Here is a 23,592-nt window from a genome sequence, read left to right as displayed (position 1 = left end):
CCGCCCGACTCAGTCGTCTTCGCGCGGGGTGTCAGAGGTGTCGGGATGGTCGGCATCTAGGCCGTCACGCGGCTCGACCCGGTGGGTCTTCCGCATCAAGGCCAGGGCGTCCCGCAGGGTGCCCGTCCAGTCGCCGCCACTCGCCTCGTGCAGGGCGCGCAGCCGGGGAGCCAGCCGCGCAACCAGGGCCGCGTCCTTGTCATCGGGGTTCATCGGTCACTCTCCTCGCTCGGGTTCGGGGACGTACAGGGCGGCACCGGCCGTGGCCCCGCGAAGGAGGCCGCGGCCGCGCAGGAGGTCAGGCCGGGCGCCGGACCAAGCCCGGCGTCAGGAGGGCAATCCGGTCACGGGTGCCGCGGCGGGCGCCGAGCACCGCCGCGATCGCCCCGAGCAGCAGCGCCGCGACGGTGCCGAAGGCCCCGATCGAGGTGGCGCGCGCCGTCGCATCGGCGGCCTGGCGAGCGCGGGTGGCCGCTTCCGTCGCGGTGCGCTGCGCCTCGGTCTCCATGGCCTGGACACGCCGCGAAGCTTCCTCCGGCGGGATGCCGAACTCGGCCGCAACCAAGGTGTCCAGCCGGGCACGCTCCTCACCGGCGAAAGCGCCGCGCGCGATGCGACGCCCAAGCAGGGAGGTGATCTCCGCGCTGCGCTGCTGGGTGTTCATCGCCCGCGGATCGCCGCCGGTGCCGCGGAGCGTGTCCTGCGCACGATTGAGCAGGGCCGTTGGCGAGGCATCCGGCGCCACTTGGCTGGCTACTCCGGACACCGCCGAGGAGGCGCCCCCGGCCACGCTGCCGACGGCGCTGCTGGCCGTGGAGGCTAGGCCCGCGAGCATGTTGCCAATCATTACTGCGGAGACCAGGAAGGCGACAGCCCAGACCGCGAGGCCGTGCAGGATGCCGTCCGTGTCGTCGGCCGTTCCGGACAGCCGCGCCGCGGTGTAGCCGCCCACGGCAAGGGCGAGGGTGTTGGCGATCACGAGCCAGATCGCGGCGCCGATGCCCATCCGGGCCGCGCCCGGCGTGGCCTGGGCAACGGCGTCCACCGTGGTGGCGCCGATCGCGGCGCCGAGAATGTTGAGCATGGCCGCGATCACCGCAGCGATGAGGCTGCCGGCGATGACGGCGCCCCAGGAGATGCGGGACGGCAGGGCGGGCCCACCTTCAGGCAGGACGGCGGTGGCCCGGACTGTGCCGGTTGTGTCGGATACCATTGGGGGCGCCTCTTGGAGTGGTTTCGTCGCTGACCCAACGCCGCCCGGATCATGGGCGGGGCGCTGCATTTCTGCATAGGGACTAACCGGCTTTGCCGCCTGCCTGAGGGACCAGCCGCTCACCACCTTTAGGATCAGATGCCGAATTGGAAAGCCCCCTGACCTTCCGGCCGAACCACAGGTGCCATGCCTGAACCGGAGATGTTCCAGTGTGGTGGACGACGCTAAGACCGATACAGAAGTGGTGATCCCGTTCATCAAGGCGCGCCTGGCCGTCGCCCGGCGGCTCGTCGAGAGCGGGCGCATCCGCGTCCATCTCCCGACGGCCACCGAGGATACGCTGGTCAAGAGACGCTGTGCGGTGAGCGCATGGAAGTCGAGCGCGTCACCCTGGGCCAAGGGGTCGCAACAGTCCCGGCGGTGCGGGAAGAGGTGAACGGAGCGGTCCTTGTCGTGCCCGTGCTGGAGGAGATCCTTGTGGTGGAGCGCCAGCTTGTCCTCAAGGAGGCGCCCCGGGTCCGCTGCACCGCCACGACTGAAACGGTCGAGAAGACCGTCCCGCTGCGCCGCCAGGTGGCGCATGTGGAACGCCTCTCCGCCGCCGATCCGAAAGAACAGCCGCGAGGCTCAAGCCCGTCCTGAGGACGGCACCGGAGACCCAGCATGACCCAGACGACCCTGACTGCCCTCTACGACATGCGCGGCGACGCCGACACCGCGGCCGAGCGGCTGATGACGGAGGCCGGGCTCGCGCGGTCCGACATCACCGTGATTGCGCAGGAGGGGGGCGCGGCGAAGGAGGGCGGCTTCCTCACATCCCTCAAAAATCTGTTCATGTCCGACCAGGACCGCGGCACCTATGCCGAGGCAGTCCGCCGTGGCGGCTTCCTGCTGACCGCACGGGCCGGGCAGCGCAGCGCCGAGCAGGCCATGGACATCCTGGAGGAACATGGCGCGGTCGACTTGGACCAGCGCCAGCAGGCCTGGCGCAACGGCGAGTTGAGCGGCCAGCAGGCCACCGGTGCGGCGGCGACCCTTGCCGATGGCACCGTGGTCACCGCTGCAGCGGCCGCGCCGCATCCGGTACCCGCGACGGCGACCGTCGCAGCACCGGTGTCGACCCGGCCATCGGGGACCGAAGACGAGAAGATTGAGCTTATCGAGGAGACACTCCGTGTCGGCAAGCGGACGGTCGGAGGTGGACGGGTGCGCGTGCGCAGCTACGTGGTCGAGAGCCCGGTCGAGGAGCAGGTAACGCTTCGCAAGGAGCATGTCGACATCGAGCGCCGGCCCATGGATCGTGCCCCGACCGCGGGCGACGAGGCGCTGTTCGGTGAGCGTATAATCGAGGCGAGCGAGACGGGCGAGGAAGCCATTATCACCAAGGAGGCTCGCGTCACCGAGGAAGTCACCCTGCGGAACGACACCGAGGAGCGGGTCGAGACAGTGCGCGATACGGTTCGGCGAACCGAAATCGAGGTGGACGATACCCGCACGACCGATGCCAAGGAGACCGCGGCGGCGCCGGCGTCGAAGCCGGGTCGTGTGGACCCTGCGCCGCGTCGCTGATCGTCGAAAGTTGGCCGCGGCCGGATAGGAGGGGAGCGGTACCATGGCGTGCCGCCCCTTCTCCACCATCCTGCGCCTGAGCCGCCCCTGGGCCTAATGGCGCCGGTTCGGCGCAGCCGTACCACTTCATCCCGATCGAGAGCCGACCCCATGCGTGAGACGACCAGCACCACCCTCCCAGTGGACACAGCACAGGAAGCCACGCTCCCCGCCTTCGGCCCGCGGGAGCTGAGAGCCGTTACCCAGCGCTTCCAGACCGCGGTGCCACACACTGCCGCGTGGCAGATCGTCAGCACCTTCCTTCCGCTGCTGGTAGTGCTGGCGGCGATGCAGGCCGGCCTCGCCCTGGGCTGGTGGTGGGCCCTGGTGCTGGCTTTGCCGGCGGCGGGGCTGACGGTGCGCGTCTTCGCCCTGCAGCACGACTGTGGGCACGGGTCGCTGTTCCCCACGGCCCGCGCGAACGACCTAGTCGGGCGGCTCTGTTCGCTGTTTACCTTCACGCCCTATGGGCACTGGCGGCGGCAGCATGCGGGGCACCACGCGGTCTGGAACGACCTCGATCGCCGCGACCGCGGCACCGACATCTACTCCACCTGCGAGACCGTCGCCGAATACCGGGCGATGGGACGCCGGCAGCGGCGGCTCTACCGCATCCTGCGCCATCGGCTGCTCATGCTCCTGGTGTTCCCGCCGCTGGTGTTCCTCGTGCTCTATCGCCTGCCCTATGACGCGCCGCTTGGTTGGGGGCGGGAGCACCGCAGCGTGCACGTGACCAACCTGTCCCTGGCCGTCTTCTACGGCGGGCTGTCTACGATGCTGGGGGTCTGGCCGGTGGCCGCCAGTGTGATCGCCGTGATGGTGCCGGCGAGCATCATCGGCGTCTGGCTCTTCTCGGTGCAGCATCGCTTCGAAGGCGTGCATTGGGCGCGCCACGCGGCCTGGGACCGAGTGTCGGCCTCGCTCGCGGGTAGTTCCTATCTCCGGCTGCCGACGGTGCTGCGCTGGCTAACGGCGAGCCTTGGCTTCCACCACATACACCACCTCGCACCGCGGATCCCGAACTACCTGCTGGAGGCTTGCCATGACGCGCATCCGGCCTTCGCCACCGCGCGGGTCGTCACACTGCGCGAGGCTTTGTCGGCACCCGACCACCTGCTGTGGGACGAGGAGACCGGTCGCATGGTGACCCTTGAGGAAGCCGATCGCATCGTCTCGGCTCCGAGCGCGGGATAACGTCCGATCATCGCAGCGGCCGTTGTATTCGTCCAGGAAGCGTTCGCTCCTGGCTCCTCTCGCCACACCGGTGACGCCTCGACACAAGCCACCATTGGAGGCGAAGGCAATGGTCCGAGTTCGAGTGCATTTCGCCGTCAGGTGCTCCGTTCAGAGACTGTCATTCCCCGGTTCCCACCGGTGCTCCAGTCGGTCTCCTCACAACCTGTCTCCCCTAACCGGCTCGGTGCGCTGAGGCGCAGGTTTGGACAGGGTTTTCGCGGCAACCTTGATGGTGCGAAGACGGAACGGAGCTGGGTTTTCTCTCCGCAATGCCGGAGTCTCTCCAGACCTTGAGGGTAGGGCGATTTAACGCTCAAGCTTTATCGCATTAGAAATACCAGGTGTTCCGGCCGGGTGCCGACCCGTCTTTCAGCGTGTCCATCGCCTACCGGTCGAAGCTGCGAACCAAATCGGCTTCTCTGCCCCCAAGCCCTTGCACTTTCCGGAGCCCCATTAGGAGCGGCTCGGACCCTGGTTGCAGGAGGTCGCCCGGACCATAGCCGCACAGCTGATCCGATCCAGGCACCTCGATGGTACCGATAATGCGAGCTACGATTTTGCTCCCGCGGTGTGACCGGCCGCACAACACATCGGAACTGCCCTCAGCGCCCAATCTTTCGCTCTATCTATTCAAGGAGCCGAAGATGCCGAATGATAAGCGGAAGGGAACCGGGGAGCCCGGCTGGACCAAGGAGGAAAAGGGTCAGGGAGCTTCGACCTCCAACAAGGCGGGCGCGGCAGGCGAAGCGGGCGATGCGGTGCCCAAGGCAGGCTACGGCGGCGACGAACGCGCGGCGACGGAAGCCGCAGCGGCGCAAGTGCAGGAAGACTCGGACGGTAAGGCTGGACCGGATGATCGTAAGGAATGACTAAAACCGCTTGGAGTTTGAAATCGGCCGTTAGCGTTATGGGTCGGCGGGAGCATGACCGATGCTAAACGAGATAGTTCCTGCCGGCGCACCCTGGTGCGGCATCGTGCCTCGTGGTCGCATTCTACGCATCATCGATCTGTACGGGCGTCAGGCTGTTGACTTCCTCTGCTACAATGCAGCGGAACCGGCAGAGCGGTACCACGCCCCCAACACGATGAAGGCAGCGGGCACGATTTTCCTGACGACCGGGCACGTTCTCTACTCCGACATCGCACGCCCGCTCTTTACCATCGTCGAGGATCAGTTCGGCGGCCACGACACGATTGGCGGCTGCTGCAGCGCGCCGTCCAACCGCATGCTCTATGGGGTGGAAGACTGCCCAGGCTGCCGCGAGAACTTCCTGCACGCCCTGGCTCGGCACGGCCTGGGACGGCGTGACATTGTGCCTAACGTGAATTTCTTTATGCGTGTGCCAGTAGACACTACCGGCAGCGCCGCAATCGCGCACAGCGTCTCTCCACCAGGTTGCGAGGTAGCACTGCGGGCAGAGGTGGATGTGCTCGCCGTGATCTCCAACTGCCCGCAGGTGAACAATCCCTGCAACGGTTACAACCCGACGCCGATCCGGGTGCAGGTCACTTGAACCTAGCATGGCCTTTCTGGTCAGCAATTTCTGGCTCGATGTGGTGTTCAAGGGAGTAAAGGGACGGAACCGACCGGAGCTGCTCAACAGCGAGAGTGGCCCGCTCGACTTCATCAAGCTGCACTTTCCCTGCTGCCGGCAGCCAAGCCAGAGTAAGTTAAACGACCGGCTGGATACCGCTGCACACCGTTCCCGCCTGTTCCACGCCAGCCGAATCCACCGTCCGGTGCTTCGCCTCAGGGATGCCGGGAAGGCCGCGCTTGCTGTTCTTGAGCTCCCATGGGAAGCAGAACTCGCCAACGCGAACAACATCGCATCGATGAGGTGGTTTGACACTCCAGCTTAGGTCTGCGGGACGCCGTGGCGCTCTCTTCGGCCATTGATACCGCCCCCGCCGCTACTCTTCTCTTTCGAATCGAGAACGACCATGAATCCTAGCTACCGCTTCGGGATTGAGGAGGAGTACTTCCTTGCCGACGCTGCCACCCGCGGCACCCCTCGGCGAGCGGTGAAGGCCTTCCACGCCGCTGTCAGCACTCGACTACCTGCGGTCGAGCGCGAACTGCTGCAGAGCCAAGTCGAGGTGGCCTCTCCGCCGTCAACCAACTTCACCGAAACACGCCGGATACTGGCCGGGCTGCGCACAGGCTTGGCGGAGGTTGGACACGAGCACGGCATTCTGGTGCTGGCCTGCGGCACACACCCGCTAGCTCGTTGGTCGCGTCAGACCCACACCGAGGCTAAGCGCTACGAAGGGCTGATACGTGACCTGCAGATTCTAGGTCGGCGCAACGTAGTCTGCGGTATGCACGTCCACGTCGAGGTGCCCCGCCCGGAGGCGCGCATCGACCTGATGAACCGCCTGCTGCCCTTCACCCCAACACTACTGGCATTATCAACCTCCTCGCCGTTCTGGCAGGGGCGAGCCACCGGGTTGTCCGGATACCGGCTGTCGGTATTCGGTGAGATGCCACGCACGGGCCTACCGGACCTGTTCGAGGACGATGCCGACTATGCCCGTTACGTTGACATTATGGTCCGATCCGGGGCGATCGCAGACGCAAGCTTTCTGTGGTGGACGCTGCGGCCATCGCTGAAGTACCCGACGCTGGAACTGCGGGTGGCCGACGCCTGCACCCGCTTGGGCGATACCATTGCCATCGCCGCGTTGTTTCGCTGTCTCGTGCGCTTGGTTGACCGCAAATCAGAGTTCAACCGGGGGCAGACTGGTGCTTCGCGAGCGTTTGCGGCGGAGAATCTATGGCGGGCTCAACGTGACGGCGTACGCGCGGCCATGATCGATCCATTCTCGGGAGGGGCAATACCATTCGCAGTGCACCTGGATAGGCTGCTGGCGCTGGTAGGGGAAGACGCAGACGCGCTAGGTTGTAGAAACGAGGTGGAGGCCGTCCGCGTAATCGCGGCCAACGGCACCAGCTCCGACCTGCAGGCGAAGGTATTCGCTGAGGCGCGGGAGCGTGGGGCAAGCGAGCGCCAGGCACTCCAGCGAGTGGTTGATTTGCTTGCCGATACCACTGCCTCAGGGCACGGGTAAGCCGCACTTTGCGCTTGGAGGCCGCACGCCCGAGATGCCACCTCACCGCGAGTCGAGCATGCGCGCAGGTTCTGTTGCATCCTTGCGGCGCCGCCCTGAGCAGGTACAAGCCGCGGTATGGCGAGACGGCGGGGAGTGGCCTCGGTAAGGCCGGATCTGGCCTCCAAGGGGCGACAGTTCACTGCTGAGATGATTCTCTGGGCGGTCGGCTGGTACCTGATGTTCCCGGTCAGCCACCGTGACCTCGCACTCATGCTGGCCGACCGCGGCGTCGAGGTGGCGCATACCACGGTGTTCCGCTAGGTGCAGACCTTTGCGCCGGAGATCGAGAAGCGCCTCCGGCCGCACCTGCGCCACGGCTCGTGGAGAGTAGATGAGACCTATGTTCGGGTGAAAGGCCGATGGATATACCTGTAACGCGCGGTCGACAGTCGTGGGCAGACCATCGCTTTTTACTCTCGGCCAAGCGCGATGTCGAAGCTGCAAAGCGCTTCCTCCGCAAGGCGTTGCGGCAGCAGCATACGGTGAACCCGCGCACCATCACCGTGGACAAGAACCCAGCTTACCCGTGCGCCACGGCGGAGACGAAAGCAAACGACGTGCTGTGGCGCTTCGCCCGTCTACGGCAGTGTAAGTACCTCAATAACAGTGTGGAACAAGACCATCGGCGCTTGAAACACCTGGTCAGACCGGGCTGGGCTTCGGCAGTTTCCACACCGCACGACGAACACTGGTAGGCTGCGAGGCGATGGCGATGATGAGGAAGGGGCAGGTTCGGGAAGTTAGCGGACGCGACATGCGGACCCGAGCAACCTTTGTCGCCGAGTTGTTCCAGGCCGCCGCCTGATCCGAAGCTTGCCGCGGATATCCGCAATCTGCCGCAAACTTCGTAACACAACCGGTTAGGCGCGGCCGGCCAGACACCGTGGCTGTCAATGGTCCGCTTGTAGCATTGTCGCTGCCGGACACAGGGCGCGTTCTCCTCGTTCACCGCGAGCGCCCATAGGTTCACCCGGTCCATCGCCAGGAGCCGGTCAGCCTCGTTTCTGTGTGACCGCTCCTTGAGCTTCTTCCTCTCAGGCGCGTTATGGCTGGACCACCAGGGCGGGGCGCGTGGCCATGCCAGCCAGATCAAAGCGGGACAAGGAAGTGCAAGCGGAGGCCGAGCAGCCGTCACGCAAGCCGTCGAGACGCGCTGCCGCCGAATGGCTCAGGGAAGAAGAGGACGCGTTCGACCTGTGGCTTCGACAAAGTCTGCACGAGGCCTTTGACCTCGCAGTTGCGGAACCGATCCCTGAGGACATCCTGCGGCTTATCGAGGAGGATCGCGCCGAGCGCGAACGTCTCAGGGGCAGTCGGAAGGCAAAGCCGGACAAATGAGGTGTTGGTGCATGCGCCTGGCCTATCCTTCGCGCAGACCCGCCTCAGCGACGCCACCGGCCTCTGGTGCGGGCAGCCAAAGTGTGACCGTGGTTCCTGCCCCAGGCCTGCCCTCCCGCACCAGCCCGCCCCCGACCTGCTCGGCGAAGGTCCGGGCGAACGCCAGTTCGAACTCCGCGCTGGGATTCACCGTCCCAGGTTGCGAAACCCCGCCGCCCAAGCCCGTGCCGGTGTAAGCAATGGAGAGCCGAACGTGACGGCCTGGCCGCAGCGCCGCTTGGTGCTCTGCTCCCGAGGTGATCTCCTCAAGCGCTGCCCCAAGCGTGAGGGTGCCGCCTTCCGGCATGGCGTCGCGTGTTGAGGCGGCCAAGCCCAGCAGCACTGACTTCAGTTCCTCGGGGTCAGCCAGGACTGGCGGCAGCCCCGGGGCCACATCCACTTCGACCCGGAGTGAAACGACCGGGCCGCTTTTAATCACACGTGCCAAGCGCTGCAGCAATGGCGCCACCTCGACCGCCTCGGGCCGGAGCTCGGCGCGCGGAGCAAAAGCCGTGAGGCGCTGGGCCAGCGCGCCGCCGCGCCGGGCTACGTCGTTAACCAGAGCAAGGATGGATTGCGCCGTCGCCGGGTCATGCCCGAGGCGCGCGCCGGCCAGGCGCACCCCGCTCTGGACCGCCTGCATGACACCGGCGAGGTCGTGCCTTACACCGTCTGCGAGCCTGCGCAGCGCCTCAAGCCGGCGCACTCGCACCTCCGTTGCCTGGTGCTGCACCGCCTCCCGGCGGTTGCGCTCGGCCATCTCCACCACCAGCCGGCGAAGAGTTATCTCGCTCATGGTCACCGCGGCGAGATCGCGCAGCGCCGCAGCATCGCCGGATGTCCAAGCACGTGGCTCGGTATGGATGGCGCATAGGGCTCCAAGTGCGTGGCCATCTGCCGTTATGAGCGGCATGCCGAGATAAGCGACGACGCCGAGGTCGGAGATAGCGAGGTTGCCGGATAGCAGCGGATGGCGGCCCGCGTCCTGGATCAGGAGCGGCTCCCCAGCAGCCACAACATGCTGGCAGAAGGAGTGCAGCAGCGAGGTTTCGCGCCGGAGCAGCCAAGGCTGCGGCAGGCCGACAGCGCTCTTGAAGAACTGGCGGTCGGCCTCGACCAGCGACACCAGGGCCGCCGGCACGCCAAGCAGCCGGCAGACCATCCGGGTCAGGCGGTCGAAGGTCTCCTCGGGCGCGGTGTCCAGCAGGCCGGTTCGCCGCAGTGCCATGAGGCGGTCCTCGTCCCGCAGCGCTTTTCTCAGCAGCGTTTCGTCGGACATCGGATGGCCTCCTTGCTCGGCGGGCACCTACCCGTGCCCGTCTGCCCTGCGGGTGGCTATGGGACAGGGTCCACCCTCGGAGCGACTCTGTCCATCCAACTCGGCGGTAGCACGCCGGCCAAAACGGGTAGGCGTCGCACCGACGGAACTGCGGCAGTCCCCGCAGTAGGTGTCGAAGGGGCGGCGAGCCACCCCTTCGCTGCTTTCTCGACCGATTGAGGCTGGTTGGGCGGGGACGAGAATAAAGGGTCGCTCATTCAATCAGCATACGCCACGAGGAGATCCCGCAACTCCTTCCATTCGCTCTTAGCTGTTGCTGACAATATAGCAGCGTCGGCTCCCTTGCGATAAGTGCCGCAAAGCGAGTAGAGGGTTACTCACGGCCATCCGGCGCGACCGTGCTACCACGGAGTTCCGGCCGCGAGTTACCCCCCCGCGGCGGGGCCACGGCGGGTGCCACGTCTAAGGGAAGCGCGGCATCAAGGACGCGTTGAAGGCAGCTTTCCGCCGCATCCGAGCGCAGATAAAGCGCCTGGCACAGCTGCTCAACCTGTGATCGGAAAACCTTCAGCGCCTCGCGCTGCGACGGGGTCGCCGGCGCGGCCTCGACCGACTGAAGGGGATATGTCTGGGCCAACGCTGGGCTCGCTGCCGCGAGCAGCATTGCCATCACGGCATGACGCCAAGCAATCTTAATCCTCGGTGCAGGCATCGTGCGGTTTTCCTGATGGTCATGGTTGAGTGGCGATGCCAACATGGGCATTACCCTGATCCTGAGAAATGGCTTTCGCTATTCGCGTGCAACATATGGTCACCTGCGATAATTCCGTACTTGCGATAACCCCGCCAAAGCCATGGCAGCCCTGCCAACTGCTATCCACATCCCTATTGGGCTCGAGAAGCCGGCGCTGCCAACCCGAAACGGACCTGTCGTTCCACTGCCTCCCTGCTACAGATGACGGGAAGGACATTGGCGTTGCAGCGCGGCTGGCCTGGCAAGCAGGCCTTACCAATGGGGCCGTGCCTCGGCTTCTCACGGCGCATGGATGCCGATCCAGCGTTTCTCCTTCAGCACGCTCTCGATCACGCCGCACAGCAGGTTCTGCACTGTTGTGGCGGCCAGCCCCAGCGGCAGATGCTCGGATGTGGACAACACCACATGGCGCGACATCTCCAGTGGGTGGAGCAACAGCGCGCCGGCCGCAGCGCCCTTCAGGTGTCGCTGCAGCGCCGAGGCAGGCAGGATGGTGTGCGCGTGCCTTTGCTCGGCGATATCGAGCAGCGTGCGCAGCGAGTCGATATCGGCCAGCACCTCCGGCGCCCGTGCCTGGGCCGCCGCACCCGCCTGCACCAAGCGCCGCATCGCTGTCTGACCGCTGGACAGCACGAGCGGGTACTGGAGCACCGCTTCGAGGGGCATCGCGCCCTCGCGGCGCCTGAGCTTAGATGCGGTCGGTGAGACCAGGTAGATGGTCTCACCGGCAGCAGTTCGGCCATACCTGGCGTCGGGTCGAACCGGCAGGTGACCGTCATGTCGAGGCGGCCTTGCAGGACCATCTCCTTCAGCAGGTAGCTCTCCCCCTTCCAGCAGGCGTAGCGAGACGGCGGGCAGGCGCGCCCGCACTGCTCCGAAGAGCTCCAGCGCCAGCAGGTCCTGCACCACGGTTGGCAGGCCAAGGGAGGCAGGGCCGCTCGGCTCGTCGCTGGCGTACTCGATGTCGCGTTCCGCCCGCTTCACCTGGCGCAGGATGGCGACTGCGTGGCGGTACAGCGCCTGGCCGGCTTCGGTCGGGAACACGCCGGTGGAGCGGCGCCTCAGCAGCTTCCGGTGCAACCGCGTCTCCAGCATAGCGATTTGCAGGCTCAGCGCCAATTGCGCCACGCCAAGCTCGATCGAGGCGCGCGACATGCTGCGCTGCTCTACAATCCGGACGAAGTATCTCAGCTGGCGCAGATCCATCCTGGCGCCTTCGCCTGCCTAGCCCCGGCGAGGGTATGGGACTGGTCCGCCCGCCGCCATCGCTTCCCGCGAAGGCCCCTTCTCGACATTGAATGAGCCATGGCATGCGCAGGCCCTAGAATACGAGCCTCACACGTCGGACGATGGGAAGCGCGGCACGGACGGCATCAGCGTGTATTGAGCCCCGGGCTGCTCGAGCTGCCTAAAGGTCAAGGAATTCCTGACATGAAAGGGGGTCGCGTTCCGCCCGGTCAACGTCGCCGCCGATCCCGCGGCTATGGATTTCTTTGCCTCGATCGGGGCGCGGAGCGTGCCGGTGGTAGTGCGCGACGAGGACTTCACCTTCCCCCAGTCGTTGGCGACGTCGCCCGGTTCGTGGGCATCAGCCACAGCACGGATCGCTTGGCGCCGGCGGTGCTGATGGCGCGCTGGCAGGTGATCCTCGACGTCGCCGGCCAAGCCATCGCCCAGCTGCCTGCCGATGCCCTGCCGCGGCGGTCAGTGGCCGAGCGGCCACGCACCATCCGTGACCTGGCCTTCCATATCTAGCAGGTTCCCGACGCCTTCCTGCAGACCGTGACCCGGGGCCTGGGGGATTGGACCGTGGTGGCGAATGTCGATGCTCCTGAGGCGATCGGCATCCCGGGCATCCTCGCCTACGGGGCCGAGATGCAGGCAGGCGTGACCGCTTGGTGGGACGGGCTGGAGGACCGCAGCTGCAACCAGCCACTCAAGATGTTCTACGGCACACACCCGTTGCATGCCTTTCTCGAACGCTCGGTCTGGCACACGGCGGAACACACACGGCAGCTGCTGTGGTGGTTCAGCGTCAATGGGAGCGTGGTTCGGGCATCGCTAGCATCAGAGATCCCGAACGGCCTGCCGATGCCAGATGGGTCGTGAGAGTAGTTCGAAATCCCGTCCAGCCCGCGAGTGCTACACTGCGCCAAGCTCAAGGCCGGCGCTTGCGGAGAGCTGCCGACGGCTGCGGGCGGCCGCCAGGGAGTTATCATCCGTCCAGCTCGCGCCACTAGCTCGGTCTGCCGAAGGGTTGCCGGCGCACGTGAGCAGTAATGCAAGGACCTGCAGCAGGCTGAGGTCTGCTTCCCGTCAGGTGATGCCCAAAAGCCGCCGTCAGTGACGGCATTACAGCGGCGCCCCAGACGGCTAACCGCGTTGTTCACATGCGAAACGCCCCCTGCTGCAAGTGAGCATCACCAGGGCCACTGGCTTGGCCCGCCGCCCGGAACGATCCTCATGGGAAGTCATTCGCCCTGCAAGCACTGCCGACGCAGCGCGCACAACGTCGCGGTCGCCCGCGTGTGCAGGGTCGTGGCTTCGGTCGGGAGCTGATGCGGTTCGTCGAGGAGGAGGTCGGTCGTCGAGGATTCCACGAGGTCAGGCTAACCACGGCGGTGGTCATTAGGAGGAACATCGACCTCTATCAACGCCTTGGATACGCTATCACGGGCCGCGAACCGACTGCGACCGTGGACCGTGTGTGGATAACCAAACGCGTGAACGCAGCCAGCGAGACGTAGACCTGATCATGGCCAGCGGTGGCAGCGCACTGGCATGCGGAGGCGCCACCAAGAGGAGATGCGATGACGCTCGGTGCAAAGGCCTTCACGGCGTTTGCGCGGGCGGCAGCGCACGGCCGCATCGGCCGGCTCGCGCCAGCCCCTGCGGCGGAGCAGGTGAGGTTCACCGTGGCATCCGTCCTCGCTCCCATCCTAGATTAGGGCGCGACCGGAGGGGTTCGAGATGGCCATCCACGATGTCATTGTGGTCGGTGCGGGCTCGGCGGGCGGACCAGTCGGCGTGCGCCTTGCCGAGAACCCGGAGCTCTCGATCCTGCTGCTCGAGGCAGGAACCGACCACGGCACCGAGGCGACCATGCCCTCGGACCTGCTCGACGGCGGGCGGCTTGCGGGTATGACACACGACTGGCACTACAGCGCCGTTCCCGTGGATGGGCGGGCCATGCCCTACCGGCGCGGCCGGGTAGTCGGCGGCACCTCGGCCATCAACGCGGCTGCTGCGATGTGGCCGCGCCCGACGGATCTCGAGCGATGGGCCGCGCTCGGCAATCCCGCCTGGAACTGGGCAGAGGTCCTCCCTTGGCTGCGCCGCATTGAGGCCGACACCGACGCGCCCGACCTCGGCCCACACGGCCGGGTTGGGCCGGTCGAGATCCGCCGGCACCGCGAGCCGGAACTGATCCCGCTGCAGCGCGCCTTCGCCACGGCCTGCCGCGAGGTGCTCGGCCTGCCGGCTGTCGCGGACCATAACGATGTCCGGGTTGCGGGCGGCGTCGGGCCCTGGCCAATGAACCGTCGCGCCGACAACACCCGAATCTCCACAGCGCTTGCCTACCTGGAGCCGGCGCGCCAGCGAGCGAACCTCGCCATCCGCGGAGAAGCCATGGTGGACCGGTTGCTGATCGAGAATGGCCGCGCCGCTGGTGTGGTCTTGGCGGGCGGGCAGGCACTGGCGGCGCGACGTGGCGTGGTGCTCTGCGCAGGCGCCCTAGGCACGCCGGCGATCCTGCTACGCTCCGGCATCGGGCCGGCGGAGGAGCTGGCCGCGCTTGGCATCAGGCCTTGGCTCGACCGGCCCGGGGTCGGAGCGCGGCTGTGGGATCATCCCGCGGTTCCGGTGCGGTTGGTCCCGAAGGCCGGGCAATGCGATCCGCTGCGTGATCCGCGCTTTCAGATGGTTGCGCGCCTTGACACGCATGATAGCGCGCCACTCGTCCTTGTCCTTGTCAGCTTCCTCGACATCAGCGGGTCGCCAGCGCTGCTCGCCGAGGCCGGCGGCGCACCAGTGGTCGCACTGGTCAACGCCGCTTTGATGGATCCGCGCAGTCATGGCCGGCTACGGCTGCCGAGCGCCAATCCCTCCGCCGCCCCCGTGATCGAACTCGGCTTTGATCGCGAGGAAGCGGACCTACGTGCCCTGGCCGAAGGCGTGAGGCTCGCCTGGCGCGTCGCGCGTGCAGCGCCCGTTGCAGCCGAAACCCAACGAATAGTGGGCCTGGACGAAGCGGTGGTTGGGTCAGATGCGCTGCTACGGAGCTACATCCATACCAACCTGGGATCGTTCAACCACCCGTGCGGTACCGCCCCAATGGGTTCGAAGGGCGATCCACTTGCTGTTGCGGACGAGCGCGGCCGCGTCCATGGCGTCGCCAGTCTCTGGATCGCGGATGCCTCGCTCATGCCGCGCGGCCTGACCGTACCGCCGAACTTGGCATCGATGATGATGGGCGAGCGCATCGGCTCCTGGATCCGCGAGGAGCTCGGCGGCAGGCAAGCGGCATAACCAAGATCATGCGCGCCACCCTTTTGGGACACGGTCCTGGCCGAAGGATGTCAGCTCGGCACCATGCTTCGCCGCATGGTACCACGGAGGACGAGGCGACAAGTCCATTGCGGTCTCACCTAGCGGTTCGGCCGACGAGCAGAAGGTCTGCTTTCGCCTCGGCAGCCCCGGAAGTCGCTTATCAGCTTCCGGCCAAAATCAGACCGTACTTCCTACGCGGCGGCGAAAATATGAGCATCCTCGCCGGCGAAGGGGCAGCCATCGACACCACCACCTCGAACGGCCGCTGATATTTGGCGTTTTTGCGGCGATGGTCGAGTTCGAGCGCTCGCTGACCGTGGAGCGGACCAAGGCTGGCCTCGCCTCGGCGCGTGCGCGGCCGTCACGGGGACGACCCTACAAGATGACGCCGGCCAAGCTACGTCTCGCCCAAGCCGCCATGAGCCAGCAGGACACCGGGGTGGGCGACCTCTGCGCCGAACTGGGCATCACCCGTCAGACGCTCTACCGCCATGTGGACCTCCAGGGCCGGCTCCGGCCGGACGGCGAAAAGCTGCTGCGCCACCGCCGGGGCGCGGAGCCGGAGCAGAGGTCGCCAACGGCTATGCCCAAGCCAGAAGGCGCCAACCAACATGGCTGACGCCGAGCAGATGGTCAGGCGGCAGCGGATGCTCGCGGAGTTTGGCGAGTTCGCGCTCCGCAGTGAGAACTTGGACGAAATCCTGACAAAAGCCTGGCGCCTCGTAAGCGAGGCCCTCGGAACGAAGCACGCCAAGGTCCTTGAGATCCAAGACAATGGCCAGTTGCTTCTCGTACGCGCTGGTGTCGGTTTCGGATCCCGGCATCGTCGGGTCACAGCGCCTGACGATGCGCGAGCGGTCTTCCGAGACCTACACGATGAGGCTCGGTAAGCCCGTCATCACCCGGGACATCCCTCAGGAAGATCGATTTGAGGTGCCGACGTTCTTGAAGGAGACCGGCGTAGTTGCCTGGTGAACGTGCCCGTTTTCCTGCCCGGCGGGCAGCCATACGGGCTGCTGGAGGTGGATAGCCGGGAGCCGCGCGACTTCAGCGAAGGGGACACGGAGTTTCTGCGCACCTACGCCACCACCCTCGGCCCCGTCATTGACCGCCTGTACCGGGCCCGCAGACTCCAGGCAGCTCAGGAGCGGTTCCGCCTGGTCGTCGAGAACGCACTCGACTACGTGATCTTCGTCACCAATGCGGAAGACCGGATCACTGACTGGTTTCCCGGGGCGGAAGCCGTCTTTGGTTGGACAGCGGAGGAGGTGGTGGGGCAGCCCAGCAGCCTCATCTTCACCCCCGAAGATCGGGCGAACCACGTGGACGAGGACGAGATCGAGACGGCCCGGAGGGAGGGCACGGCCCCGAACCGCCGCTGGCACTTGAGGAAGGACACGACGCGGGTCTATATCGACGGCATCGTCAAGTCACTGCACGGTGTTGACGGCGAGGTCGGCGGGCACCTCAAAATTGGCCAGGACGTCTCCGAGCGGCGCAAGACCGACGAGGCACTCCGTGAAAGTGAGGCGCGGTTCCGCCGCATGACCGACAGCGCCCCGGCGCTGATCTGGGTGACCGATGCGGAAGGCGAGGTCACCTTCGCCAACATGCATTACGACCACACGTTCGGCCGGCCGGCGGCGCAGATGCAGGGGCGCGGGTGGGAGGAGATCGTCCTGCCCGAGGATCTCGATCAACACTACGCCGCTTTCCTGGAGGCTTTCCAAGCGCGCGCCCTTCAAAGCCGAGACGCGCGTGCGCGACAGGACGGGCCAGGTGCGCTGGCTGCGTTGCGCGGGCGTGCCGCGGATGGACGATGCAGGCAGTTTCCTCGGCTACACCGGCTGCAACGTGGACATCACCGAGGCCCGGCTCGCGGCTGGTGAGCTGGAGTGTCGCGCTGCCGAGCGCACCGCGGAGCTGATGGCGGCGGAGAAGACGCTCCGGCAGGCGCAGAAGATGGAGGCGGTGGGCCAGCTCACCGGCGGCATCGCTCACGACTTCAATAACATGCTCCAAGGAGTCACCGACGGGCTCAGATGGCCCGGCGCCGGATTACGGAGGGCCGCACCGAAGATGTCCTGCGCTACCTGGAAGCGTCGCAAAAGGCGACGGAGCGGGCGGCGGGGCTGACGCGGCGCCTGCTGGCCTTTGCGCGCCAGCAGCACCTGGAGGCGAAGCCGGTCGATGCTGACAGGCTGATTGCAAGTCTTGGAGATCTCGTTCGCCGGACGATGGAGACCTCGATCGGGGTGGAGCTGCGACCATGCGGCGGGACTGGGAGCGTAATGTGCGACGCCAACGAGCTCGAAAGCGCGATCCTCAACCTCTGCATCAACGCACGTGACGTCATGCCCGAGGGTGGACGGTTCATGATCGGCACGGAGCAGATGGAGCTCTCGGCGGCGGATCTGCAGGCAGACCAAACCCTGCCCGGCCACTAAGTGGCGATCTCGGTCGCGGACACCGGAACCAGCATGTTGCCAGCGATGCTCAAGCGGTTGTTCGAGCCGTTCTTCACCACCAAGCCGCTGGGCCAAAGCACGGGGTTGGGACTAAGCCGGGTCTACGGCTTCGTGCGGCAGTTGGGCGGGCTGGTCCGGATCAAGAGCGCGCCTGGGCGGGATACAACGGTTCGCCTTCTCCTGCCGCTGCACGAGCACATGGAGGTTGCAGAAGAGCCGAGGACGACGACCCTCCAAGCCGGTCCGTGCGGGATTGTGCCGCTGGTTGATGATAAGGACGCAGCGTGGGGATCAACAGCTGACCGGCTAGGCGAGCTGGGCCACACGGCGCTGGAAGCCCGGGACGGACCTGAAGCGCTGCGGATCCTCGCCACCACCCGCCCGGCCATGCTGGTTACCGATATCGGGTTGCCGAACGGCATGAACGAGCGGCAGGTGGCCGAGGCGACGCGTGATCGGCAGCCGAACCTGCCCGTGCTGTTCATCACCGGCTCTGCGGGGACGTCGCTGCCGCCAGGGGTCGAGCTGATCGACAAACCTTTCGACCTCGACCTCCTCGTCCGACGGGTCGGGACGATCCTGGAAGCGGGCCCGCGGACCGCCGCCGACCGGGGCCGGAATGCTTAAAGGCGCTTTGCGGCACGCCTTGCCTACGAATGGCCGTCGCGGTGTAGGGGAAACGGTTGGTTGTGGAGCCTCAGCGGCGCGCCATGCCCTTGCGGATCTCGCGCTCGACGGCGGAGCGCTCGCTCGTGCCGGTGCGGCGGATGATCTCCTGGACGATGGCAGGCGACACCCGGTGTCGTTTGGAGAGGTAGGCGACCTCCTCCTCGACCCGAACCTCCGCTGCCGGATCAGCAACTTTGGACTTCGTCTTGTCAGTCTGGGCCATGGTGTATCCTTGGCATCCGGCTTCGCTTAAGGCTCGTCGCTATCGACCGGGCAGAGCCGGCGCACGCCTCAGTCGTAACGCGAAGTGCAGGCCGAGATAGCAGCACCGACGGTCGATCCGCCGCATCCTGGCAGGGACGGTGGCGGATCATAGCCCGCGTCCGGCTACGGCCTTAGCCCAAGGGCTAGGTTAAGCCGAGGCGGAGTTGGCTCTCGCGCACCACACGCTCCTGGCCGTCGCGCTGATGGCGCACGCGATATTCACGATCGGCCCCCTCATTCGGAAGTAAGCGCAGGATCGTATAGGCACCACGCGGGATGCCAGCATCGTACCAGCCGGGAATCAGTTCGACGCTCTGGCCGACTGCTAAGCTGTGGGGTTGCTGCATGACCGTTTCCCGCGGGGCGGTATGGTTCGGTACGATACTAGGCATCCGGGCTGCCCGCGCGCCCCGTTGCCCTCGGTCAACCGATCAGATCGAGGACGATCTGACGGATTTCGTCCTGCGTTAGGCCTGACGGCTCTGGCAAGCGCGGTGTTTCGGTGGGACGAGCTATCCTGGGCGTCTCGGTCATAGAGCCAAGCCCAATCGAGGCTCTCAATGCTATCGTGTTCACTATAGGCCTTTCACGTCAGCGTCGAACAATGACGCTACCCTGCAGGGTTCTCACCAAAGAGAACGCCTTGGATACTCACGCATTCCCCATCGAAACCGCGTGGCGGGTGAAGCAGCCTCGGCTGCTTCACCTGAAGTCATCAGGCCTGCTTCAGGTTGCCGGCCGAGGTCTTACCTTGCTGCCCACGTTGCAGATCAAACTCGAGCTTGTCGCCCTCACGCGGCTCCTGGATGCCCGAGCGCTGGACATCGGAAATGTGGAGGAAGACGTCCTTCGAGCCATCATCGGGCTGGATGAAGCCGTAGCCCTTAGTTGCGTTGAACCATTTGACGGTGCCGGTAGCCATGGCGGTACTCCGTTCACGAAAAGGGGTGCCGCCCCGCGACGTCGCAGGACGGATCGAACTTCGCGGGGAGACGGACACCAGGCTCGGCGCTCGATCACGAGCATAGGGAGCAGGCCGAACCAAACGAGGCTGACAGCTATGATATGGGTCGTGGGTGCAGCTGTTGCAACCACAAATCATGATACTCCCAATGTACAATACCAGGCCGAATCCCTTGGAAAGCTGCCCATCTCGGCAGGGCTGCGGTCACAATGCGCAGGACGAAGTCGCCTGACGCCGGCATGATCGATGGCGTTGATAATGCCTGCAACCGGTAACCAGTGATCTGCAGCTCGCATCTCCATCATCATAAGATGGCTGGAAAGGCCGGCAGCGCCTCGATCACCCCACCTAGATACGGGAGTTCGTTCGGCATCCCGTTGTTGACAGACCAAGTGGTGAAATCTGCTCAAAATGAGAATGACGGCAATGAGGTATCGGGGACGTCGTGGAAGACGCATTTCCTGAGGTCCAAGGTTTTTTCACCTACCTCTCAGGTCGTTAGCACAGTGGTGCGCAGCCACCCTCCTGACTTGGTGTGGCAGGGCGCTTCCAGGTCGAGAGTACTTAACGCCATGACTGGAATAAATACCACGAATCATTCCGGAAAAGCCGGCGGACTTTTTCACCGCATGTTCGACCGACAGGAGCTGAGGGCAGTCACGCAACGCTTCCAGCGGGCGGTGCCGCGCACCGCGGCGTGGCAGCTCGTCAGCACCTTCCTCCCGTTCCTGACCGTGCTGGCGGCGATGCAGGCGGGCCTCGCCCTGGGCTGGTGGTGGGCTTTGCTCCTGGGACTGCCGGCGGCGGCGCTGACGGTGCGCGTCTTCGCCCTGCAGCATGATTGCGGACATGGCTCCCTGTTCGGCACGCCGCAGGCGAACGATCTGGTCGGCCGAATCTGCACGCTCTTTACCTTCACGCCCTATGGGCATTGGCGGCGGCAGCATGCGGGGCATCACGCGGTCTGGAACGACCTCGACCGCCGCGAACGCGGCACTGACATCTATTCGACCTGCGAGACGGTTGCCGAGTATCAGGCAATGAGCCCCGGGCGGCGGCGCCTCTATCGAGTCATGCGTCATCCACTCTGCATGCTTCTGCTGTTCCCGCCGCTGGTGCTCCTGGCGCTGTACCGCCTTCCCTATGACGCCCCCTCGGCTGGGGGCGGGAGCACCGTAGCGTTCATCTGACCAATCTCGCACTCCTTGCCGTCTATGGCGGCTTGCGATCCCCTTCGGCATCTGGCTGGTGGTGACGGGTGTGCTGGCCGTGGATGGTGCCGGCCAGCATCGCTGGCGTCTGGCTCTTCTCGGAGCAGCACCGCTTCGAGGGCGTACACCGGGCTCGCCATGCAGCCTGGGACCGAGTGGCCGCGTCGCTCGCTGGCAGTTCCTACCTTCAGCTGCCGGCGCTGCTGCGGTGTTTGACCGCAAGCCTCGGCTTCCACCACGTGCATCACCTCGCGCCGCAGATCCCGAACTACCTGCTCGAAGCTTGCCAAAATGCGCATTCTGCCTTCGCCATTGCGCGGATCGTAACGCTGCGCGAGGCTTTCTCCTCGCCCGACCACCTGCTGTAGGATGAGGAGGCTGGCCGCATGGTGACCTTCAAGGAGGCAGAGCGGCACGGGTAGGTTTCGCCTCTGACCTGCGTCGGGGGGCAGCAGCTCGGTCAGGACCTCTACGCTCATTTGTGACGGTACGGAACTGCACCGCACGGCATCAAGCGGAAGCTCCTTCCTAGGCAGAGCACCCCGTTTCAGGGCGCCGCTTGAACTCTGCGATTCGGCATCCCATTTACCATCCAAGTGGATGGTTGAGGGATGGTAAAGGGATGCCTAGTGCTGCGCCCGAACTGCGTCCCAAGGTTGGCGGCGATACCGAGAAGATCACGATCAATCTGGGCTATGTCGATCTTGGCCATATAGACCTACTGGTGCAGGACGGATTCTACTCTAATCGCACTGACTTCATCCGCACCGCCATCCGCAACCAGATCGAGCGGCATGCCGATACGACCAAGCAGTCAGTCGCACGGAAGAACCTGGATCTGGGCTTGCGGCACTACAGCCGCGAGGATCTCGAGGCGGCGCGAGACGCCGGGCAGATGCTCCACATCCGGGTCTTGGGTCTGGCCAGCATCGCAACCGATGTCACGCCGAATCTGGCCCGGGCGGCGATCGCTTCGATCTCCGTCTTGGGTGCCCTCCAGGCCAGCGCCGCGGTGAAGGCCGCGCTCGCCGACCGCATCCGCTGACTGCCCTCCGCCACAGGTCGGCGCCCGACAGTCACCACCATCAGCATTCCACGACGGAGTGCAGAGCGAACCTTCCTGCGCGGAAGGTTGGCCTGGCTTCGTATCCCGAAAGTACCAGACATGAACGCGATTTTCCCGAAAGACATGCTTGAGGCCACCCGGCTGACCCGCGAAGGCAAGCTCGCCGAGGCTTCAGCGCTGCTGCAGCGTTCTCTGCACGGTGATGTGGCGCCCCCGGGCACGCCCACCGGCACCCCGACCGCACGGGCGCCGCGCATCATCGACGTCGACCCAGACACCGGCGAGGCAGCTGATCCCGCACCGGCCCCAGCCGTCGGCGCGGCACGTAAGGCGGCGGCCGGCCGGTGGCCGGCTGCCGGCATGGGCAAGGCCGCCATGCCGCAGATGCCGGAGGCGCTGCGCGGCTTCCTCGATCAGATGAACCAGGGTGGCCTTGGGCAGGGGCTGGACGGGTTGGCACGGCACGCCCCGGCGCCTGAGCCGTTGCCCGAGGGGGCACGGTTCATCATGGGGTCCTTCGATGCCGAAGCCGGCAGCCGCGGTTACAAGCTGTATATCCCGAGCACCCGGCGCGACAGAGCGGCGCCGCTGGTCGTCATGCTGCACGGTTGCACGCAATCGCCCGACGACTTCGCCGCCGGCACGCGAATGAACGCGCTGGCCGAGGAGCATGGCCTGTTTGTCCTCTACCCGGCGCAACCGAGTTCCGCCAACGCTCAGAAGTGCTGGAACTGGTTCAGCCCGGGCGACCAGAAGCGTGACCAGGGGGAACCGTCACTGATCGCAGGCATGACGCGGCAGGTCATGCGCGAGCATGCAGTGGATCCACGACGCGTCTACGTCGCCGGCTTGTCGGCCGGCGGTGCGGCCGCCGCCATCATGGGCCAAGCCTATCCCGAGCTCTATGCCGCGGTCGGGGTGCATTCCGGCCTGGCCTGCGGTGCGGCCCGCGACATGCCCTCCGCCTTCGCCGCCATGCGGCAAGGCGCAGCCGGCGCGCCGCTGCGGGCGGGCAATGGGCAGCGGGTGATCCCGACCATCGTGTTCCATGCCGACCGCGACACCACCGTGCATCCCAGCAACGGCGATCAGGTCATCGCGCAGTCGGGCGCCTCAGCCAGCGGGCTCCGCACCGAGGTCGGGCGAGGCCAGGTTCCCGGCGGGCATGCCTATAGCCGCACCCTGCACGCCGATGCCGAAGGTCGGGCCGTGCTGGAGCAATGGCTCGTTCATGGTGGCGGCCATGCCTGGTCCGGCGGCAGTCCGGCCGGGTCCTTTACCGACCCGCGCGGGCCCGATGCATCGCGCGAAATGCTCCGCTTCTTCCTGGAGCATCCGCAGGGCAGCGCGACCACGTGACATCCACCGCAGTTCGGCCGGCTGCCGGCGCGGGGCTCAGTCGCTCACATGATCTCCGACCAGGGTCCCGATCAGGCGGAGCAGAGCCTGATGCTCGGGACCCTGGCCGCCGCGGGCGAGGAAGTCGCCGATCTCGAACTCGGCGGCGCGCCCACCCGATGCGAGATTGGGCTCGTGCCGCACGAACACCCGCCCGGGGCCGGGCTCACGTGCGAGGAGCCAGCGGTCGCCGTTGGAACTCGCATAGAGTTCCCTGGCGCTACACGTCTCGGCTGCCGCCACGATGCGATAGTCCGGGCTGCCATGATCCATTCCCATCTCTTCTCGGAGGTTCACGCGTCACGGGGGCATCCCAGTCGTAGGGGGAGCCTCACCTCAGCCTTCCTGGCGCATGTCGGCAGGGTAGAAGCTCTTCCGCTGAACCCAGCGGAAGCCCTCGTGCTTGGTGATGGCGGCGATCT

At 66.0% G+C, this 23,592-nt stretch carries 29 protein-coding genes and 1 pseudogene; 21 read left to right on the top strand and 9 right to left on the bottom strand.

Annotated features, from left to right (window positions below; genetic code table 11):
• Positions 1-9: 9 nt before the first annotated feature.
• Both JMJ56_RS28295 and JMJ56_RS28290 read right to left on the bottom strand, forming a co-directional pair.
• Positions 10-213, bottom strand: a complete 204-nt coding sequence (locus JMJ56_RS28295) for a hypothetical protein (RefSeq protein ID WP_202835102.1) — start codon at positions 211-213, stop codon at positions 10-12.
• A gap of 85 nt (positions 214-298) precedes the next feature.
• Positions 299-1,213: a hypothetical protein gene (locus tag JMJ56_RS28290; RefSeq protein ID WP_202835101.1), complete on the bottom strand. Its 915-nt coding sequence runs from the start codon at positions 1,211-1,213 to the stop codon at positions 299-301.
• Between the two features lie 354 nt (positions 1,214-1,567).
• Between JMJ56_RS28290 and JMJ56_RS28285 the strand changes: the two genes are divergently transcribed.
• From JMJ56_RS28285 to JMJ56_RS28245, 9 genes and pseudogenes are all read left to right on the top strand, one after another.
• The gene (locus tag JMJ56_RS28285) at positions 1,568-1,855 is read left to right on the top strand and encodes a DUF2382 domain-containing protein (protein ID WP_268885140.1); all 288 of its coding nucleotides are present in this window, start codon (positions 1,568-1,570) and stop codon (positions 1,853-1,855) included.
• A 21-nt stretch (positions 1,856-1,876) separates the two neighbouring features.
• Positions 1,877-2,782, top strand: coding sequence for a YsnF/AvaK domain-containing protein (locus JMJ56_RS28280; RefSeq protein WP_202835099.1), 906 nt, complete (start codon positions 1,877-1,879; stop codon positions 2,780-2,782).
• Between the two features lie 150 nt (positions 2,783-2,932).
• Positions 2,933-4,015: a fatty acid desaturase family protein gene (locus JMJ56_RS28275; protein ID WP_202835098.1), complete on the top strand. Its 1,083-nt coding sequence runs from the start codon at positions 2,933-2,935 to the stop codon at positions 4,013-4,015.
• Between the two features lie 686 nt (positions 4,016-4,701).
• Positions 4,702-4,926 (top strand): hypothetical protein, encoded by a 225-nt coding sequence (locus JMJ56_RS28270; RefSeq protein WP_202835097.1) that lies wholly within the window; start codon positions 4,702-4,704, stop codon positions 4,924-4,926.
• Between the two features lie 61 nt (positions 4,927-4,987).
• Positions 4,988-5,572: a DUF1989 domain-containing protein gene (locus tag JMJ56_RS28265; protein WP_202835096.1), complete on the top strand. Its 585-nt coding sequence runs from the start codon at positions 4,988-4,990 to the stop codon at positions 5,570-5,572.
• Positions 5,573-5,579: 7 nt separating this feature from the next.
• Positions 5,580-5,918: a hypothetical protein gene (locus JMJ56_RS28260; RefSeq protein WP_202835095.1), complete on the top strand. Its 339-nt coding sequence runs from the start codon at positions 5,580-5,582 to the stop codon at positions 5,916-5,918.
• A gap of 81 nt (positions 5,919-5,999) precedes the next feature.
• Positions 6,000-7,127 (top strand): carboxylate-amine ligase, encoded by a 1,128-nt coding sequence (locus JMJ56_RS28255; RefSeq protein WP_202835094.1) that lies wholly within the window; start codon positions 6,000-6,002, stop codon positions 7,125-7,127.
• 117 nt (positions 7,128-7,244) lie between these two features.
• A pseudogene (locus JMJ56_RS28250) lies at positions 7,245-7,974 on the top strand (IS6 family transposase).
• Positions 7,975-8,240: 266 nt separating this feature from the next.
• Entirely contained in the window at positions 8,241-8,507 is a 267-nt protein-coding gene (locus tag JMJ56_RS28245; RefSeq protein ID WP_202835093.1) for a hypothetical protein, read from the top strand.
• A gap of 22 nt (positions 8,508-8,529) precedes the next feature.
• Here the strand turns inward: JMJ56_RS28245 and JMJ56_RS28240 are convergent, their stop codons facing one another.
• Complete coding sequence (locus tag JMJ56_RS28240; RefSeq protein ID WP_202835092.1) at positions 8,530-9,852, bottom strand: GAF domain-containing protein; 1,323 nt, start codon at positions 9,850-9,852, stop codon at positions 8,530-8,532.
• A gap of 1,006 nt (positions 9,853-10,858) precedes the next feature.
• Positions 10,859-11,785 carry a LysR family transcriptional regulator gene (locus JMJ56_RS28235; RefSeq protein WP_202835091.1) on the bottom strand — a complete coding sequence of 309 codons (927 nt, stop codon included), beginning with the start codon at positions 11,783-11,785 and terminating at the stop codon, positions 10,859-10,861.
• Positions 11,786-12,205: 420 nt separating this feature from the next.
• On the opposite strand from JMJ56_RS28235, the gene JMJ56_RS35075 reads away from it, so the two are divergent.
• The 5 genes from JMJ56_RS35075 to JMJ56_RS28215 all read left to right on the top strand — a co-directional run bounded on the left by JMJ56_RS35075 (position 12,206) and on the right by JMJ56_RS28215 (position 15,749).
• Entirely contained in the window at positions 12,206-12,334 is a 129-nt protein-coding gene (locus JMJ56_RS35075) for a hypothetical protein (RefSeq protein WP_268885130.1), read from the top strand.
• Between the two features lie 57 nt (positions 12,335-12,391).
• The gene (locus tag JMJ56_RS28230) at positions 12,392-12,688 is read left to right on the top strand and encodes a hypothetical protein (protein WP_202835090.1); all 297 of its coding nucleotides are present in this window, start codon (positions 12,392-12,394) and stop codon (positions 12,686-12,688) included.
• 419 nt (positions 12,689-13,107) lie between these two features.
• The gene (locus JMJ56_RS28225) at positions 13,108-13,326 is read left to right on the top strand and encodes a GNAT family N-acetyltransferase (protein WP_328702493.1); all 219 of its coding nucleotides are present in this window, start codon (positions 13,108-13,110) and stop codon (positions 13,324-13,326) included.
• 223 nt (positions 13,327-13,549) lie between these two features.
• Positions 13,550-15,109 (top strand): GMC family oxidoreductase, encoded by a 1,560-nt coding sequence (locus JMJ56_RS28220; RefSeq protein WP_202835088.1) that lies wholly within the window; start codon positions 13,550-13,552, stop codon positions 15,107-15,109.
• A 310-nt stretch (positions 15,110-15,419) separates the two neighbouring features.
• Positions 15,420-15,749: a hypothetical protein gene (locus JMJ56_RS28215; protein WP_456318802.1), complete on the top strand. Its 330-nt coding sequence runs from the start codon at positions 15,420-15,422 to the stop codon at positions 15,747-15,749.
• Here JMJ56_RS28215 and JMJ56_RS28210 read toward each other — a convergent pair.
• Complete coding sequence (locus tag JMJ56_RS28210) at positions 15,712-15,954, bottom strand: hypothetical protein (protein ID WP_202835087.1); 243 nt, start codon at positions 15,952-15,954, stop codon at positions 15,712-15,714. The two genes, JMJ56_RS28215 and JMJ56_RS28210, sit on opposite strands and share 38 nt — an antisense overlap.
• Before the next feature lie 147 nt (positions 15,955-16,101).
• Between JMJ56_RS28210 and JMJ56_RS28205 the strand changes: the two genes are divergently transcribed.
• The 3 genes from JMJ56_RS28205 (at position 16,102) to JMJ56_RS28195 (ending at position 18,225) form a co-directional block, all read left to right on the top strand.
• Positions 16,102-17,019 carry a PAS domain S-box protein gene (locus JMJ56_RS28205; protein WP_202835086.1) on the top strand — a complete coding sequence of 306 codons (918 nt, stop codon included), beginning with the start codon at positions 16,102-16,104 and terminating at the stop codon, positions 17,017-17,019.
• Between the two features lie 153 nt (positions 17,020-17,172).
• On the top strand, positions 17,173-17,577 hold the full coding sequence (locus JMJ56_RS28200) for a hybrid sensor histidine kinase/response regulator (protein ID WP_202835085.1): 405 nt from the start codon (positions 17,173-17,175) through the stop codon (positions 17,575-17,577).
• Positions 17,578-18,225 carry an ATP-binding protein gene (locus tag JMJ56_RS28195; protein ID WP_202835084.1) on the top strand — a complete coding sequence of 216 codons (648 nt, stop codon included), beginning with the start codon at positions 17,578-17,580 and terminating at the stop codon, positions 18,223-18,225.
• Positions 18,226-18,295: 70 nt separating this feature from the next.
• Here the strand turns inward: JMJ56_RS28195 and JMJ56_RS28190 are convergent, their stop codons facing one another.
• The 3 genes from JMJ56_RS28190 to JMJ56_RS28180 all read right to left on the bottom strand — a co-directional run bounded on the left by JMJ56_RS28190 (position 18,296) and on the right by JMJ56_RS28180 (position 19,453).
• Positions 18,296-18,490 carry a hypothetical protein gene (locus tag JMJ56_RS28190; RefSeq protein WP_202835083.1) on the bottom strand — a complete coding sequence of 65 codons (195 nt, stop codon included), beginning with the start codon at positions 18,488-18,490 and terminating at the stop codon, positions 18,296-18,298.
• Positions 18,491-18,674: 184 nt separating this feature from the next.
• Positions 18,675-18,878, bottom strand: a complete 204-nt coding sequence (locus JMJ56_RS28185) for a hypothetical protein (protein WP_202835082.1) — start codon at positions 18,876-18,878, stop codon at positions 18,675-18,677.
• A 368-nt stretch (positions 18,879-19,246) separates the two neighbouring features.
• Positions 19,247-19,453 carry a cold-shock protein gene (locus tag JMJ56_RS28180; protein ID WP_043344234.1) on the bottom strand — a complete coding sequence of 69 codons (207 nt, stop codon included), beginning with the start codon at positions 19,451-19,453 and terminating at the stop codon, positions 19,247-19,249.
• Positions 19,454-20,124: 671 nt separating this feature from the next.
• Between JMJ56_RS28180 and JMJ56_RS28175 the strand changes: the two genes are divergently transcribed.
• From JMJ56_RS28175 to JMJ56_RS28160, 4 genes are all read left to right on the top strand, one after another.
• A complete protein-coding gene (locus JMJ56_RS28175) occupies positions 20,125-20,685 on the top strand; it encodes a fatty acid desaturase (protein ID WP_202835081.1) in 561 nt (186 codons plus the stop codon).
• An 83-nt stretch (positions 20,686-20,768) separates the two neighbouring features.
• A complete protein-coding gene (locus tag JMJ56_RS28170; RefSeq protein ID WP_202835080.1) occupies positions 20,769-21,074 on the top strand; it encodes a fatty acid desaturase family protein in 306 nt (101 codons plus the stop codon).
• A gap of 236 nt (positions 21,075-21,310) precedes the next feature.
• The gene (locus JMJ56_RS28165; protein ID WP_456318801.1) at positions 21,311-21,751 is read left to right on the top strand and encodes a CopG family transcriptional regulator; all 441 of its coding nucleotides are present in this window, start codon (positions 21,311-21,313) and stop codon (positions 21,749-21,751) included.
• 120 nt (positions 21,752-21,871) lie between these two features.
• Positions 21,872-23,131 carry an extracellular catalytic domain type 1 short-chain-length polyhydroxyalkanoate depolymerase gene (locus JMJ56_RS28160; RefSeq protein WP_202835079.1) on the top strand — a complete coding sequence of 420 codons (1,260 nt, stop codon included), beginning with the start codon at positions 21,872-21,874 and terminating at the stop codon, positions 23,129-23,131.
• A gap of 36 nt (positions 23,132-23,167) precedes the next feature.
• Here the strand turns inward: JMJ56_RS28160 and JMJ56_RS28155 are convergent, their stop codons facing one another.
• Positions 23,168-23,443, bottom strand: a complete 276-nt coding sequence (locus JMJ56_RS28155) for a hypothetical protein (RefSeq protein WP_202835078.1) — start codon at positions 23,441-23,443, stop codon at positions 23,168-23,170.
• Between the last annotated feature and the right edge of the window lie 149 nt (positions 23,444-23,592).

Origin of the sequence: Belnapia arida (genome assembly GCF_016773205.1) — a bacterium.
GTDB lineage: Bacteria > Pseudomonadota > Alphaproteobacteria > Acetobacterales > Acetobacteraceae > Belnapia > Belnapia arida.
Note: the sequence above shows the minus strand (reverse complement) of the source record. Positions and strands in the feature narration are given on the sequence as shown.